At 64.5% G+C, this 12,630-nt stretch carries 11 protein-coding genes and 1 pseudogene; 8 read left to right on the top strand and 4 right to left on the bottom strand.

Annotated features, from left to right (window positions below):
* The first annotated feature begins 36 nt into the window (after positions 1-36).
* The 6 genes from JYA52_RS11770 (at position 37) to JYA52_RS11745 (ending at position 8,174) form a co-directional block, all read left to right on the top strand.
* Positions 37-1,770, top strand: coding sequence for an ABC transporter ATP-binding protein (locus JYA52_RS11770; RefSeq protein WP_205653367.1), 1,734 nt, complete (start codon positions 37-39; stop codon positions 1,768-1,770).
* 134 nt (positions 1,771-1,904) lie between these two features.
* Positions 1,905-3,836: an ABC transporter ATP-binding protein gene (locus JYA52_RS11765; protein ID WP_372433824.1), complete on the top strand. Its 1,932-nt coding sequence runs from the start codon at positions 1,905-1,907 to the stop codon at positions 3,834-3,836.
* Positions 3,837-3,892: 56 nt separating this feature from the next.
* Entirely contained in the window at positions 3,893-4,318 is a 426-nt protein-coding gene (locus JYA52_RS11760) for an acyl-CoA thioesterase (RefSeq protein ID WP_205653445.1), read from the top strand.
* A 37-nt stretch (positions 4,319-4,355) separates the two neighbouring features.
* On the top strand, positions 4,356-4,598 hold the full coding sequence (locus tag JYA52_RS11755) for a hypothetical protein (RefSeq protein ID WP_372433811.1): 243 nt from the start codon (positions 4,356-4,358) through the stop codon (positions 4,596-4,598).
* Positions 4,599-4,651: 53 nt separating this feature from the next.
* A complete protein-coding gene (locus tag JYA52_RS11750; RefSeq protein ID WP_205653365.1) occupies positions 4,652-6,883 on the top strand; it encodes an McrB family protein in 2,232 nt (743 codons plus the stop codon).
* 94 nt (positions 6,884-6,977) lie between these two features.
* On the top strand, positions 6,978-8,174 hold the full coding sequence (locus JYA52_RS11745; RefSeq protein ID WP_205653443.1) for a 5-methylcytosine restriction system specificity protein McrC: 1,197 nt from the start codon (positions 6,978-6,980) through the stop codon (positions 8,172-8,174).
* Positions 8,175-8,181: 7 nt separating this feature from the next.
* Here the strand turns inward: JYA52_RS11745 and JYA52_RS11740 are convergent, their stop codons facing one another.
* The gene (locus JYA52_RS11740) at positions 8,182-8,484 is read right to left on the bottom strand and encodes a hypothetical protein (protein ID WP_205653364.1); all 303 of its coding nucleotides are present in this window, start codon (positions 8,482-8,484) and stop codon (positions 8,182-8,184) included.
* A gap of 363 nt (positions 8,485-8,847) precedes the next feature.
* Between JYA52_RS11740 and JYA52_RS11735 the strand changes: the two genes are divergently transcribed.
* Complete coding sequence (locus JYA52_RS11735; protein ID WP_205653442.1) at positions 8,848-9,441, top strand: TetR/AcrR family transcriptional regulator; 594 nt, start codon at positions 8,848-8,850, stop codon at positions 9,439-9,441.
* 43 nt (positions 9,442-9,484) lie between these two features.
* Here JYA52_RS11735 and JYA52_RS11730 read toward each other — a convergent pair whose 3' ends face one another.
* Entirely contained in the window at positions 9,485-11,146 is a 1,662-nt protein-coding gene (locus JYA52_RS11730) for a sensor histidine kinase (RefSeq protein ID WP_205653363.1), read from the bottom strand.
* A 100-nt stretch (positions 11,147-11,246) separates the two neighbouring features.
* Between JYA52_RS11730 and JYA52_RS11725 the strand changes: the two genes are divergently transcribed.
* Complete coding sequence (locus tag JYA52_RS11725; RefSeq protein WP_205653362.1) at positions 11,247-12,002, top strand: response regulator transcription factor; 756 nt, start codon at positions 11,247-11,249, stop codon at positions 12,000-12,002.
* 19 nt (positions 12,003-12,021) lie between these two features.
* Here JYA52_RS11725 and JYA52_RS11720 read toward each other — a convergent pair whose 3' ends face one another.
* Both JYA52_RS11720 and JYA52_RS11715 read right to left on the bottom strand, forming a co-directional pair.
* Complete coding sequence (locus JYA52_RS11720) at positions 12,022-12,447, bottom strand: very short patch repair endonuclease (RefSeq protein WP_205653361.1); 426 nt, start codon at positions 12,445-12,447, stop codon at positions 12,022-12,024.
* Between the two features lie 43 nt (positions 12,448-12,490).
* Positions 12,491-12,630 (bottom strand): annotated as a pseudogene (locus JYA52_RS11715) (IS481 family transposase); the annotation flags it as partial.

Genomic DNA, 12,630 nt, shown 5'->3' with positions numbered 1-12,630 from the left:
AACCAATTCGCGCTCTCTTCCTAAGGACCCGTGGGCATGCTTGTCACCCTCATTCGGCGCTATGCCAAGCCGTATATGCCGTATATTTTGGCCGTCATCGCCTTTCAACTGGCGTCCACCATCGCGGCCCTCTACCTGCCGAGCCTCAATGCGCAGATCATCGACGAAGGTGTATCCCGCGGCGATACCGACTTCATCTGGCGCACCGGCGGCGTGATGCTGCTGGTGGCCTTCCTCCAGGTGGGCACGGCCATCGCCGGCGTTTACTTCGGGTCCAAGACGGCGATGGCGATGGGCCGCGACCTGCGCCGCGGCGTCTTCCGCAAAGTCACGAGCTTCTCAGCCAAGGACGTCAACACGTTCGGCGCACCCACCCTGATCACTCGCGGGACCAACGACGTCCAGCAGGTGCAGATGCTGGTCCTGATGGGCCTGAACTTCATGGTCTCAACGCCCATCATGTGCATTGGCGGCATCGTCATGGCCCTGCGCGAGGACATCAACCTGTCCTGGCTGGTCTGGGTCTCGGTCCCGGTCCTGATTGTGGTGGTGGGTTACATTGTGGTGCGCCTGATGCCGCTGTTCCGCTCGATGCAGAAGAAGATCGACCGGATCAATGAGGTGCTGCGCGAACAGATCATCGGCATCCGAGTGGTCCGGGCCTTCGTCCGGGAGCCTTACGAAACCGAGCGGTTCGGCGAGGCCAACAAGGACCTGACGGACGTTTCCCTGAAGATCGGTGCACTCTTCGTCCTGATGTTCCCGGCCATCGGCATGATCCTGCACCTCTCCACGGCCGCAGTTCTGTGGTTCGGCGGCCAGCGCGTGGACTCCGGCGACATGCAAGTGGGCGCCCTGACCGCGTTCCTGCAGTACCTCCTCCAGATTCTCATGGCCGTGATGATGGGTACGTTCATGGCCATGATGATTCCGCGAGCGTCCGTCTGCGCTGACCGCATCGGCGAGGTGCTCGACGTCGAACCCTCCATCCATGACCCCGAGCACCCGGAAACGCCCGCGGCGCTGGAGGGCGTGGTGGAATACCGCAACGTCACCTTCGCCTACCCCGGCGCAGAAGCCCCCGTCCTGAGCAACATCAGCTTCACGGCCCGCCCGGGGGAGACGGTGGCGATCATTGGCTCCACCGGCGCCGGAAAGACCTCTCTCCTGTCGCTGCTGCCCCGCCTGTATGACATTGCCGACGGCGAAGTGCTGCTTGACGGCGTGTCCGTGAGCAAGCTGGACCGGGCCGAGATCACCCGGCGCGTGGCCCTCGTGCCGCAGCGGCCGTACCTGTTCTCCGGAACCATCGAGCACAACCTGCGCTTCGGCAAACCCGAGGCAACCGATGTGGAGCTGTGGGAGGCGCTGCACGTGGCCCAGGGCGACGGCTTCGTGAAAGAGAAGAAAAACGGGCTGGCATCCCGGATCGCCCAGGGCGGCACCAACGTCTCCGGCGGCCAGCGCCAGCGCCTCTGCATTGCCCGGGCCTTGGTGACGAAGCCCAAGGTCTACCTCTTTGACGACTCGTTCTCGGCCCTGGACGTCGCCACCGATGCGCGGCTGCGGGCTGCCCTCAAGCGCACCACCGCGGACGCCACGGTGATCATTGTGGCGCAGCGGATTTCCACCATTACGGAGGCGGACCAGATCCTGGTGCTGGACAACGGCAGGATCGTGGACCGCGGCACGCACGATGAGCTGCTCGAGACGTCACCCACCTACCAGGAAATCGTTGAGTCCCAGCTGAGCGTGGAGGAAGTGGCATGAGCGCCGACAAGAAGGCCCTGCGTGGGCGCAACGAAGAGGAAAACGTCCTTCCCCTAGCGGCCGCGGACGTCACAGAGCTGGAGGACGACGACTTCATCGAGGAGGAGTACAAGCCCTCGGAGGCAGACGGCGGCATGTTCGGCGCGATGCCCGCCAAGAAACCAGAGCACTTTTGGCCCTCCGCCAAGAGGCTCCTGGGGCTGCTCAAGCCGGAGGCCGTGGGGATTTACATCGTCGTGGCCATGGTCATCGTGTCCGTGGTCCTCAACGTCATTGCCCCGAAGGTGCTCGGACAGGCCATGGACGTCATCTTCGGCGGCGTTGTCGGCAAGCAGCTCCCGGCCGGAGTCAGCAAGGAGCAGTTCGTCGACGGCCTGCGGGAGCAGGGGCAGGACAACTTCGCGGACATGATCGCCCGGATGGAACTGATCCCCGGCACCGGCATCGACTTCCAGAAGCTGACAGTCCTGATCTCCGTCGTGCTGCTTATGTACTTCGTGGCGAATATCTTCCTGTGGCTGCAGGGCTACATTTTGAACCGGATCGTCATGAAGGTGATCCGCCAGCTCCGCGACGACACCGAAAAGAAGCTCAACCGGCTGCCGCTGAACTACTTCGATACCCGCCAGCGCGGCGACGTCCTGTCACGCGTGACGAACGACGTCGACAACGTCCAGCAGGCTCTGCAGCAGGCGTTCGCACAGCTGATCAGCTCTGTCCTGACCGTCCTGGGCATCGTGATCATGATGTTCATCGTCTCGTGGCAGCTGGCCCTGATCGCACTGGTTGCCCTTCCACTGTCCGGCGTGGCGGCCGGCGTGATCGGCGCCCGCAGCCAAAAGTTGTTCGCCGCGCAGTGGAAGAACACCGGCCTGCTGAACGGCCAGATCGAGGAGTCCTTCTCCGGTCACGACCTCGTCCGCGTCTTCGGCCGCGACGCCGACATGCTGGAGCGGTTCGAGGAGCGCAATGACGCCCTGTACAAGGCCAGCTTTGGCGCGCAGTTCGTCTCCGGCATCATCTTCCCGGTCATGCAGTTCGTGTCCTACCTCAGCTACGTCGGCATCGCCGTGGTGGGCGGGCTCCGCGTGGCGTCGGGCAGCATGAGCCTGGGTGACGCGACGGCGTTCATCCAGTACTCGCGCGAGTTCACCCAGCCGCTGGGACAGATGGCGGGCATGGCCAACATGCTGCAGTCCGGCGTGGCCTCGGCCGAGCGTGTGTTCGAGTTCCTGGACGCGGACGAGCAGGACGCCGAAACCGCTACGAAGCACCTGCCGGCCAAGACCGACGGCCACGTGGAGTTCCGCAACGTCACCTTCAGCTACACGGAGGACAAGCCGCTCATCGAGAACCTGTCCTTTACGGCCGAGCCCGGCCACACGGTGGCCATCGTCGGTCCCACCGGGGCCGGCAAGACCACCCTGGTGAACCTCGTGATGCGCTTCTACGAGCTCAACTCGGGTTCCATCACGCTGGACGGGGTGGACGTGACGCAGCTCAGCCGGGCGGAGCTCCGTTCCAAGGTGGGCATGGTGCTGCAGGACGCCTGGCTGTTCGGCGGCTCCATCTACGACAACATCAAGTACGGCAAGCTGGACGCCACCGAGGACCAGATCATGGCGGCGGCCAAGGCCACGTTCGTGGACCGCTTTGTCCGGGCGCTTCCCGACGGCTACGACACCGTCATCGACGAGGAGGGCAACAACGTCAGTGCCGGCGAGAAACAGCTCATCACCATCGCCCGCGCATTCGTGGCCAACCCGTCACTGCTGATTCTCGACGAGGCAACGAGCTCCGTGGACACCCGCACCGAGCTCCTCGTGCAGAAGGCCATGGCCGCGTTGCGCACCGACCGAACCAGCTTTGTCATCGCCCACCGGCTCTCCACCATCCGCGACGCCGACACCATCCTGGTGATGGAGAACGGCAAGATCGTGGAGCAGGGCAACCACCAGGCCCTGCTCGCGGCCGAAGGCGCCTACTACCGGCTGTACATGTCCCAGTTCGCCGGTGCGGACGTTGAGGAAACATCCGTGGACGATTCGACGGCGGTGCACAGCTGACCCCGCCGAACCCCGGAGGCCACCGCGACCCCCGGCGCATCGAGGTGCTCGTGCCGATGCGCTGGGGCGACATGGACGCCTACGGCCACATCAACAACGTCCAGATTGTCCGCATGCTGGAGGAAGCGCGCATTGCCGCTTTCGGTCCGCCACGCGGCGCCGGGCTGCCCGGAGTGGAACCGCACGTCCCGCTCTTCAACGAAGTCGCCGAAGGCACCATGGCGCTCATCGTCGACCACCGCATCCGGTACGTGAAGACTCTCGAATACCGCAACGTCCCCGCAGTGGTCCAGGTGTGGATCGGGGCCATCAAGGGCGCCAGTTTCGACATTCACTACCTTGTGCAGGACCCCGTAACTCGCGAGGATTGTGTGAAAGCCTCAAGTCATCTCGCCTTCGTTGATGAAGCCACCGGACGGGTGCTGCGGCTGTCACCGGAACAGAAAGAGCGCCTGCAGCCCTTCACTGAACACAAGCCCTGACAGACCGACGGCCTGTCGCCACCCATAAGGAGCCGCTGTGAAAAAGAAGAAGAAATCCTGGAAGGACATGCCCCCGGCAGCTCGCTTTGGGACCGTGATCGTGGGCGCCGGGCAGCTGGCTTTCCTCGTGGCCGCCCAGCGGGACCTTTCCCGCCGTCCGGCAGAGCAAATCCGCGGCTCCAAGAAGTTCTGGAGGCTGGCCACGCTGGTCAATTTCATCGGTCCGGGCAGTTACTTTGCGTTTGGCCGAAAGAGGCTGCCGCGGCCTACCCGGAAGTAGTTTCTCAAGCGCCGTGGTGCTGGCGTTCAGCTTAAGCCTGTAAATTTGAACGCATGACCCCCGCCCCAAAGCCTGCCATGCACCGTGCCCTCGGAGTCTCCAAGGAGATCGAAGAGGCGGCCTGGTTCGTGTTAGGTGCGGGGCTTCAGGGCAAGCCATCGGCTCTTGACGGGCGCACACAGACCTGGACCTCAGATGCAGCGGCGGAGCTCCTGGAACGTCTCGAGCGAGGGGTGGCGGACGCCAAGGCCCCCATGATGACCAATCTGCGGAACAACCTCGCGGACGCTTCCCGCCAGGCGAAGCAGCTCGCCGTGGAGCTGCTCTTCCTGCAGTCGCTGCCGCTGGCTCATGAGGTGAAGTCGCTCAAGGTCAAGCGCGCCCGCGTGACCGAGGCGGCGTCGTGGATTGAACCGCAGCTTGAGCTTCCCGAGGCGCTGTACAAGGGCATGACGGACCATGGCGTCATCCGGGACCGCACCGCCGAATTCAACTGGACCATCTGGGACCACCTCAAGTGGCTCTGCAGGTTCGTGCAGCATGTGGACCAGCAATCCACGGCCACCATCAACAAGGCGCTGAAGGACCCGCTGGCCTTCCACCTGCTCGCCGCGGGCACCCCCGACGACCAGTCCGCGATCCGGCGCAGCATCGAGTACCTCGCGTGGCCCAGCTTCTTCGAACCGGTCGTGGCCGACGTCGAACGCCGGGAGATCCGCGACGCCTTCGCCTCCCTGGTGGGCGGGGCCAAGGGCGACACGGACGAAGAAATCACCGCCGACATCCGGCGCATCCGCCTGCACCTCGATGAGCAGGCCGGCCAGCGCATCGACTGGTACTCCCGCCACCTCGTGAGCCAGTGGCGCAAGGTGGGGGACCCGGGCCGCCGCGCCTGGCTGCTGCGCACCCACCAAGACAACGCCGAGCTGCTTGCCGCCTGGCAGGCGGAGGAGAAGGTGACGCTCGACGTCGAACATCTCCGCTTGCTGGACGCCGGCGTGACTGCCGGGCTGGTGCAGCACGCGGTGGACGAGGATTACAAGCACCTCGGCTACGTGGAGCGCGAGGACACCAAGACGGCCGTTTTCGCCTTCCTGACCGTCATGAAACCGGGGGACCTCGCCCTCTGCCACAACTCGGGGACCGTGCGGATCGGCGTCGTCCTGGGGGAGCCTGACCACAACGGCGACAACCGCCGGATGCGCCGGAAGGTCCGCTGGTTTGACGACGCCCATGCCATGACCGAACTGCCGCGCCACGTGCAGCGCCAGCTCGCCACTCCGGGGATTATCGTCGACGTCACGCGCGTGGTGCAGGCGCTGCAGGCGCTTTTGCCGGCTGAAGCGGAAGCAGAGCCCGACGGCGGTGCGGAACCTGCCGCCGTCGCCGTTCCCGTCCAGGAGGGGTTCCGCCCGCTGACGCGCGAGTTCGCGGACTCGCTGCACATGGACCTCGAACCTCTGCAGGAGATCGCCGAGCTGCTGGAGGAAAACCGGCAACTGGTGCTGTACGGCCCGCCCGGAACCGGCAAAACGTACCTCGCCAAGCACCTCGCGGCCGAGCTCGCGCAGGACAGCACGGACGAACGGGTGAAGCTGGTGCAGTTCCACCCGTCGTACGCCTACGAGGACTTCTTCGAGGGCTACCGGCCGGACAAGACGGATGAGGGCCAGGTGTCCTTCAAACTCGTGGCGGGACCGCTGCGCCGGCTCGCCGAGGAAGCCGCCAAGCCCGGCAACGAGTCGAAGCCGTACTTCCTGATCATCGATGAGATGAACCGCGCCAACCTCGCGAAGGTGTTCGGCGAGCTGTACTTCCTGCTGGAGTACCGCGACGACCGCATCTATCTGCAGTACAGCCCCAACGAGCCGTTCACCCTGCCGGACAACCTCTACATCATCGGCACCATGAACACCGCGGACCGCTCCATCGCCATGATGGATGCGGCAATCCGCCGCCGCTTCGCCTTCATCGAACTGCACCCGAAGACCGAACCGGTGAAGGGGTCCTTGCTGCGGTTCCTGGAGGCGCGGCAGCTGGACACCACGCCCGCGCTGCTGCTGGATGCGCTCAACGACTCCATCGACGAGTGGGACCGCGACCTCATGATCGGTCCGTCCTACTTCATGAAGAAGGCCGCCCAAAGTCCTGCCGGGCTGCGCCGGATCTGGAAGTACGAGCTCATGCCGCTGCTTGAGGAGCACTATCACGGGCAACTGACCCGGGCGCAGCTGGAGGAACGTTTCGGGCTGGATCAGTTGATGGGACGCCTTGCGGCTCGCTAGCAGGGCCGCCGGCCCCGCACGCACTGGCGGCCCGCGCACCGAGGGTGTTGGAGCCCCGCGCACTGGCGCCCCGCCGAGCTTTCGCCACATCGTGCTGGATGAACTGTCCGGCGGAGTCGTGGAGAAACTGGATTCGGGCAGCGCTGCGTTCGTCAATTCCAGCGGGCTCGCGAAGGCGTCGCCCATGGGGATGGGCCTGTACCGGATCGAGCCGGTGGGCAGGGTGGGCTCCGTGCGGACACCACTGGTACAGCTCGACGTCCGGCCGAAGGGCCGGCTGGGGCTGAACCGGCTGCTGTTCCTGCTGAGCTATGCAGGTGACCAGGGGTTCCGCGACGATCCGGTTGCCGCCACCGAGGACACCGAGCTGTGGAGTGCGCTGGCGGCGTCCCTCGTGCAGCTGGCCGAGCGTGCCCTGCAGCGCGGCGTGCTTCAGGGCTATCTCACCGTGGACGAATCGCTCCGGACGGTCAAGGGCCGGATCCGCATCTCCGACCAGATCTCGCGCCGGCCCGGGATGCTGGTCCCGCTCGAAGTGTCCTACGACGAATTCACCGAAGACATCGCCGAGAACCGGATCCTGCGGGCCGCACTTGAGCGCATGTCCCGCGTTCCCGGCGTCCGTCCCGAGGTGCTGAGCCGGCTGCGCCAGCTCGAGGGAAAGCTCGACGCCGCCACGCGGCTTCAGTCCGGCGCCCCGCTGCCGCCGTGGCAGGCCAGCCGGATGAATGTCCGGTATCACGCCGTGCTCCGGCTCTCCGAGGTCATCCTGCGCAATGCCTCGGCCGAGGCAGGAGAGGGACCGGAGCGGACTGCCTCCTTCGTCGTGGACATGGACCGGGTCTTCGAGGACTTTTTGGGCAAAGCCCTGCGCCATGCCATGAAGGGCTTCCCCGGTGAAATGAGGCTGCAGTACAACGCCATGCTCAACGAGGCTGTCCGGGACTCGGACCGGCTGACTGTGCGGCCCGACGCGGTGCACCTGCTCGGGGGAAGACCAGTGGTGGTCTACGACGCCAACTACCGGGCACGCGCGGACCGCGGGGCGTCGCTGACTGCCGACCATTTCCAGATGCTGGCCTATTGCACAGCCCTGCAGGTGCCCACGGCCTGGCTGATCTATGCCGGCGCAGGGGAAATGAAGCTGCGGCGGATCCTCAACACCGATATCGACATCGTGGAGTTTCCGCTGGACCTTTCGCGGCCCCCGTCGGAGATCCTGGCCGCCGTCGCTGATCTGGCCGGGCAGTCCTGGGGGGAAGTGGTGCGCCAGGCGAGGACCGGCCGCTAGGCCTTCTCTAGACGGCTTCCGTTTCCCTGTCGTCGCCTGCCGAGGGATCTTCCAGGTCGCCGTACATTGAGCGCAGGTGCTCGAGCAGGGCCTTCTCCGGGCAGCCGGCATGTTGGGCAAGGAGACCACGCAACCGGGTCCGGATGTCGGCGCCTTCCGGGCATGGATCGTCCAGGATCGAGGAGATGATGGCCATGACCTGCCGCCGCATCGGTCCCAGTTCCGGGTCCTTCGTAGGCTGGTTGAATTCCGGCCAAAGGGCGAGCCGTTCGGAGGCACGCGGTCCTGCCGGCATCAGCTTCTGCGACATGTCACCCTCCGGATCCTCTGGTTCAGGCAGCAAATGAAGTATGGTGCTTCGCGCCCGATAACGCCAGTCTGCCAACGTGCGGGTTGGGTCCTCCACCCCAGCCAGTTGAACAGTCTGTGAAAACTGTAGCTCAAGACAGACAAGTCTGTCTTCCCTTTGGGGTTACGATGTTAACAAATGGAAGATTCATCCAGATCCGCTTCATCGAGCGCCGGGATTTTTCCTTCCGGCGGGTTGCAGTCCAGCCCGCAGACTGAGGCCTTGCCCGGCGGCCCTCGCTACGTGCAGCCCGGTGGAGTGAGCCACAAATCGGGTGCCGAAGCGCCCGACGCGACCCCGAACGAATTGCCCGGCGCTGAACCGATGGTGGGCGCTGAACCGATTGCGGGCGCGGCGTGGGCCGCAGGGATCCGGGAACGGATCGTTAATGCGGCCTACGATCTCTTCGCCCGCCGCGGTGTGCGCGACGTCGGCATCAACGAACTCATCAGCCGTTCGGGCGTCGCGAAAGCCACTTTCTACCGCCACTTCGCCTCCAAGGACCAGGTGGTGCTCGCCTTCCTCGAACAGCGCGACCGCGTCTGGACCGTCAACGCGATCGTCGGAGAGGCACGACGCCGGGCAGACACCCCCGAAGAGCAGCTGTTGGCCATCTTCGACGTGTTCGCCGATTGGTTCCGCCGCACGGATTTCGAAGCCTGCTCCTTCATCAACGTGCTTCTCGAGATGGGCTCCTCGCATCCCTTGGGCCGGGCCAGCATCGACTACCTGGCCAAGATCCGCGGTCACGTGAAGCAACTCGCGGACGAGGCAGGACTGGAACGGACCGAAGATTTCTCCAGGTCATGGCACATCCTGATGAAGGGGTCCATCATTTCTGCTGCTGAAGGCGATGTGGAGGCGGCAAGGCGCGCCCGCCAGCTCGCCGGCTGGCTCATTGAGCACCACCGGGCCTGACGCGCCCGGCACGGCGAAGCGCGGCCCGCGATCCGGCATAGCGTCAGACCGGAACCGCAAACGTAAACGTGGTGCCCTGCCCTTTTTCGCTGCGCAGGGAAACGGTACCGCCGTGGGCCTCCACGATGGCCTTGCTGATGGAGAGCCCAAGCCCCACGCCGGGGATAGCGGAATTACGGACGGCCTCGGAGCGGAAGAACTTCGCGAAGGCCTCCTTCTGGTCCTGTTCGCTCATTCCCATGCCCTTGTCGCTCACGCTGCAGACCACGTTCCTATTGTCGGCACGGAGGGAGACTGTGACTTCGCCGCCGTTGGGGGAGTATTTGATGGCATTCGAGACGAGGTTGTCGAGCACCTGTGAGATGCGTGCGGAATCGACGTGCGCCTCCAACCGCTCGGGGGCATCAGCCCGCAGGCGGATGCCGGATTCCGTAGCCCGGGGCTGGGCCGAGCTGATGCTCGCGCGGACCAGGTCGGCTACGTCCACTGCGTGGGGGCTGATGATGAGCTGCCCGCTTCTGCTCGACAGGAGGTCTGAAACGAGGGTAAGCAGGCGTTCCGAGTTGCGCTGGATGATATCCAGGGGGCCGCGCTGATCCTCGGTCAGCTCGTCGTCGTCGAGCAACAGCTCGACGTACCCGAGAATCGACGTCAAGGGCGTGCGGAATTCATGTGAAACGTTGGAGACAAAGTCGTCCTTGGCCGCCAGGGCATTGACCAGCTCGGTGACGTCGCTGAACACAATGACGGACCCTGCAAAGTTCCCGTCATGGTCGGTCATCGGCCTCGCACTCGTTGTGATGGCACGCTGTTCATCGCCGGCGCCAAGCCAGACGAGGTAGTCGGTGAACTCCTCGCCGAGCACGGCACGGCGGACCGGGCGCTGCTCCACGGGAACCGGGGTGGTCCGGTCCGGGGCGAAGACCAGCAGCTGCGATTCATTGGGATCGGCGTTGTCCGCCGGAGATGCCAACCGGTGGTGGGCCCGTTGCTTCCGGTTCATCAGGATGTCGTTCCCCCCGGCGTCGACAGCGAGCACGCCCAGATGAACCGTGTCGAGCACTGTATTCAGCAGCCTTTCCTGGCGCTTGCTGCCGTCCAGCACGCCCTGCAATTGGGCGTCCTTTTCCTCCAGGTCCCGTTGCTGCCGGACCATGCTCAGAGTCATCACGGTCACCGAAACGCCGATGCCCAGCATCATGACCGGAAGCAGGAGGGAGCGGGTCAAATCCTGTCCGGACACGTCGCCCTTGATCAGGAGCGGGAGCCAAATGATGCCGAGGGGCCCGAAAAAGGAAAAGGCCACAGCTGTCTTGGGAAACACCCCAGAGGCGCATACCCAGATCACGGGAAAGACCGCCATCAGGCTGATTCCGGTCAGGCTGTCCTGGCCGCCCTCCCTGCCGAGCGTGATGGACACCAAGTCCAGCACGGGAATGACCAGGAAGCTCGGGTACGGCAAGCGGTCCCAGGGAATGGCATAGCAGGCAATCAGGATGACGACCTGTGACACCAGGAAACTGATGAAAAGCGGATTCGTCAGAGTCTCCGGAAAGAAGGCTAGAACGAGGACTGCAGTGAACCCGGCGGTGACGGAGAGCGGGATTTGGCTGAGCGCCACGCGGCCCCGCAGGGAATATTCGTGGAAAGGGCGCCTAAAGAGCAGCATCCGGCCCGACGTGTCGTTCCATGTTTGCTTACTCATTCGTGCCGGTCCGGAAGGGCTGGGCGGGTAAAGGCATAGAAGCAGGATAACGGGCGGGGGCTATACTTCAGACGGGAAGTAGCGGGCTGAGGGGGCTGCGATGGGTGACACACGCGTGGGGTTGGTCATTGAAGACGACCACGACATTCGAGAACTGGTGCGGGTTGTCCTGACGCAGGCAGGCTTTGAGGTCACGGCTGCGTCCAGCGGGGCAGAAGGCGTTCTGGCGGCCAAGAACCTAGATCCGGCAGTCATCACGTTGGACCTTGGCCTGCCGGACATCGACGGCTTTGAAGTGGCCCGGCAGATCCGCCAATTCTCGGACGCGTACATCGTGATGCTGACCGCCCGGGCGGAGGAGCTGGATACCCTCATCGGCTTGGAGTCCGGGGCCGATGACTACCTGACGAAGCCCTTCCGGCCCAGGGAGCTGCGTGCCCGCGTTGCGGCCATGATGCGGCGGCCGCGGTCGACGTCGGACCTTGCCGACGACTCAGGCGCACCTTTGGTTGGGGCTGGCGATCCGAAAGGCTACCGCCACAATGGGCTTGATTTGAGTTATGAGTCCCGTACCGTGGCCGTGGACGGCCACGAACTCAGCCTGACCCGAACCGAATTCGACCTGCTGCACGCGCTGCTGGAGGCGAACCGCATGGTCCGCACCAAGGCGGATCTGGTGCGCCGCCTGCGGGACGAACCCTACGACGTCGGAAGTTACATCAGCGAGGCTGATGAGCGGGCCGTCGAGGTGCACATGGGTAATCTTCGCAAGAAACTCGGTGATTCTGCCCAAAACCCCCGCTGGCTCCAGACCGTCCGCGGCGTCGGTTACAGGCTGGCGCCCGAACAGGGCTGAAGCCGCAGCAGCCCCGCGCTCAACGGGCTGCGAGGAACCGCTCCAGCTGTTCCTCTAGGGCGGTCCGGTCCTTCAGTTCGCACTCCCATACCGTGAGGACTTCCCAACCGGCGCCTTCGAGCTGGCGGCGCTGGTCGGCGTCGCGGTTTCTGGTTTTGGTTCTTTTCGTTTCCCAGAACTCGGCGTTGGCCTTGGGGGCGTGCTGGCCCACCCTGCAGTCGTGGAAGTGCCAGAAGCAGCCGTTGATGAAGATGACCTTTCTGCGGCCTGCGAACACGAGGTCGGGATTTCCCGGCAGTTTGCTGCCGCGGGAGACGCCGTGCAGCCGGTACCTGTAGCCCTTGGCATGCAGGAGGCTGCGCACCAGCAACTCGGGTTTGGTGTTCTTTCCCCTGATCCGGGACATGTTCCAGCTGCGCTGCTCAGGGGTCAGCCGGTCCGCCATGATTAAAGTCTAGGCGGCCGGCGGGCAGCCGGAGGCCCAGGGCCTAGGTGTAATTCCCACGGAGGTTATGAACGCGGCTGATGGGAGTTTTTCCTCCGATGCCGGTATGGGTCCTGTGATGATTGTACTGATGTAGCCAATCGGGGTACGTGGCTGCTCGCTCGGTTTCTGATGTGTAGGGAC

Source organism: Arthrobacter pascens (assembly GCF_017052465.1).
Classification (GTDB): domain Bacteria; phylum Actinomycetota; class Actinomycetes; order Actinomycetales; family Micrococcaceae; genus Arthrobacter; species Arthrobacter pascens.
The sequence above is the reverse complement of the archived record's forward strand: the minus strand, read 5'-3'. Positions and strand labels throughout refer to the sequence as shown.

Bases quoted from the DNA above. Each gene is read 5' to 3' on its own strand.
- JYA52_RS11770 (WP_205653367.1), top strand. From the start codon at position 37: ATGCTTGTCACCCTCATTCGGCGCTATGCCAAGCCGTATATGCCGTAT.
- JYA52_RS11765 (WP_372433824.1), top strand. From the start codon at position 1,905: ATGTTCGGCGCGATGCCCGCCAAGAAACCAGAGCACTTTTGGCCCTCC.
- JYA52_RS11760 (WP_205653445.1), top strand. From the start codon at position 3,893: ATGCGCTGGGGCGACATGGACGCCTACGGCCACATCAACAACGTCCAG.
- JYA52_RS11750 (WP_205653365.1), top strand. From the start codon at position 4,652: ATGACCCCCGCCCCAAAGCCTGCCATGCACCGTGCCCTCGGAGTCTCC.
- JYA52_RS11740 (WP_205653364.1), bottom strand. From the start codon at position 8,484: ATGTCGCAGAAGCTGATGCCGGCAGGACCGCGTGCCTCCGAACGGCTC.
- JYA52_RS11735 (WP_205653442.1), top strand. From the start codon at position 8,848: ATGGTGGGCGCTGAACCGATTGCGGGCGCGGCGTGGGCCGCAGGGATC.
- JYA52_RS11730 (WP_205653363.1), bottom strand. From the start codon at position 11,146: ATGAGTAAGCAAACATGGAACGACACGTCGGGCCGGATGCTGCTCTTT.
- JYA52_RS11725 (WP_205653362.1), top strand. From the start codon at position 11,247: ATGGGTGACACACGCGTGGGGTTGGTCATTGAAGACGACCACGACATT.
- JYA52_RS11720 (WP_205653361.1), bottom strand. From the start codon at position 12,447: ATGGCGGACCGGCTGACCCCTGAGCAGCGCAGCTGGAACATGTCCCGG.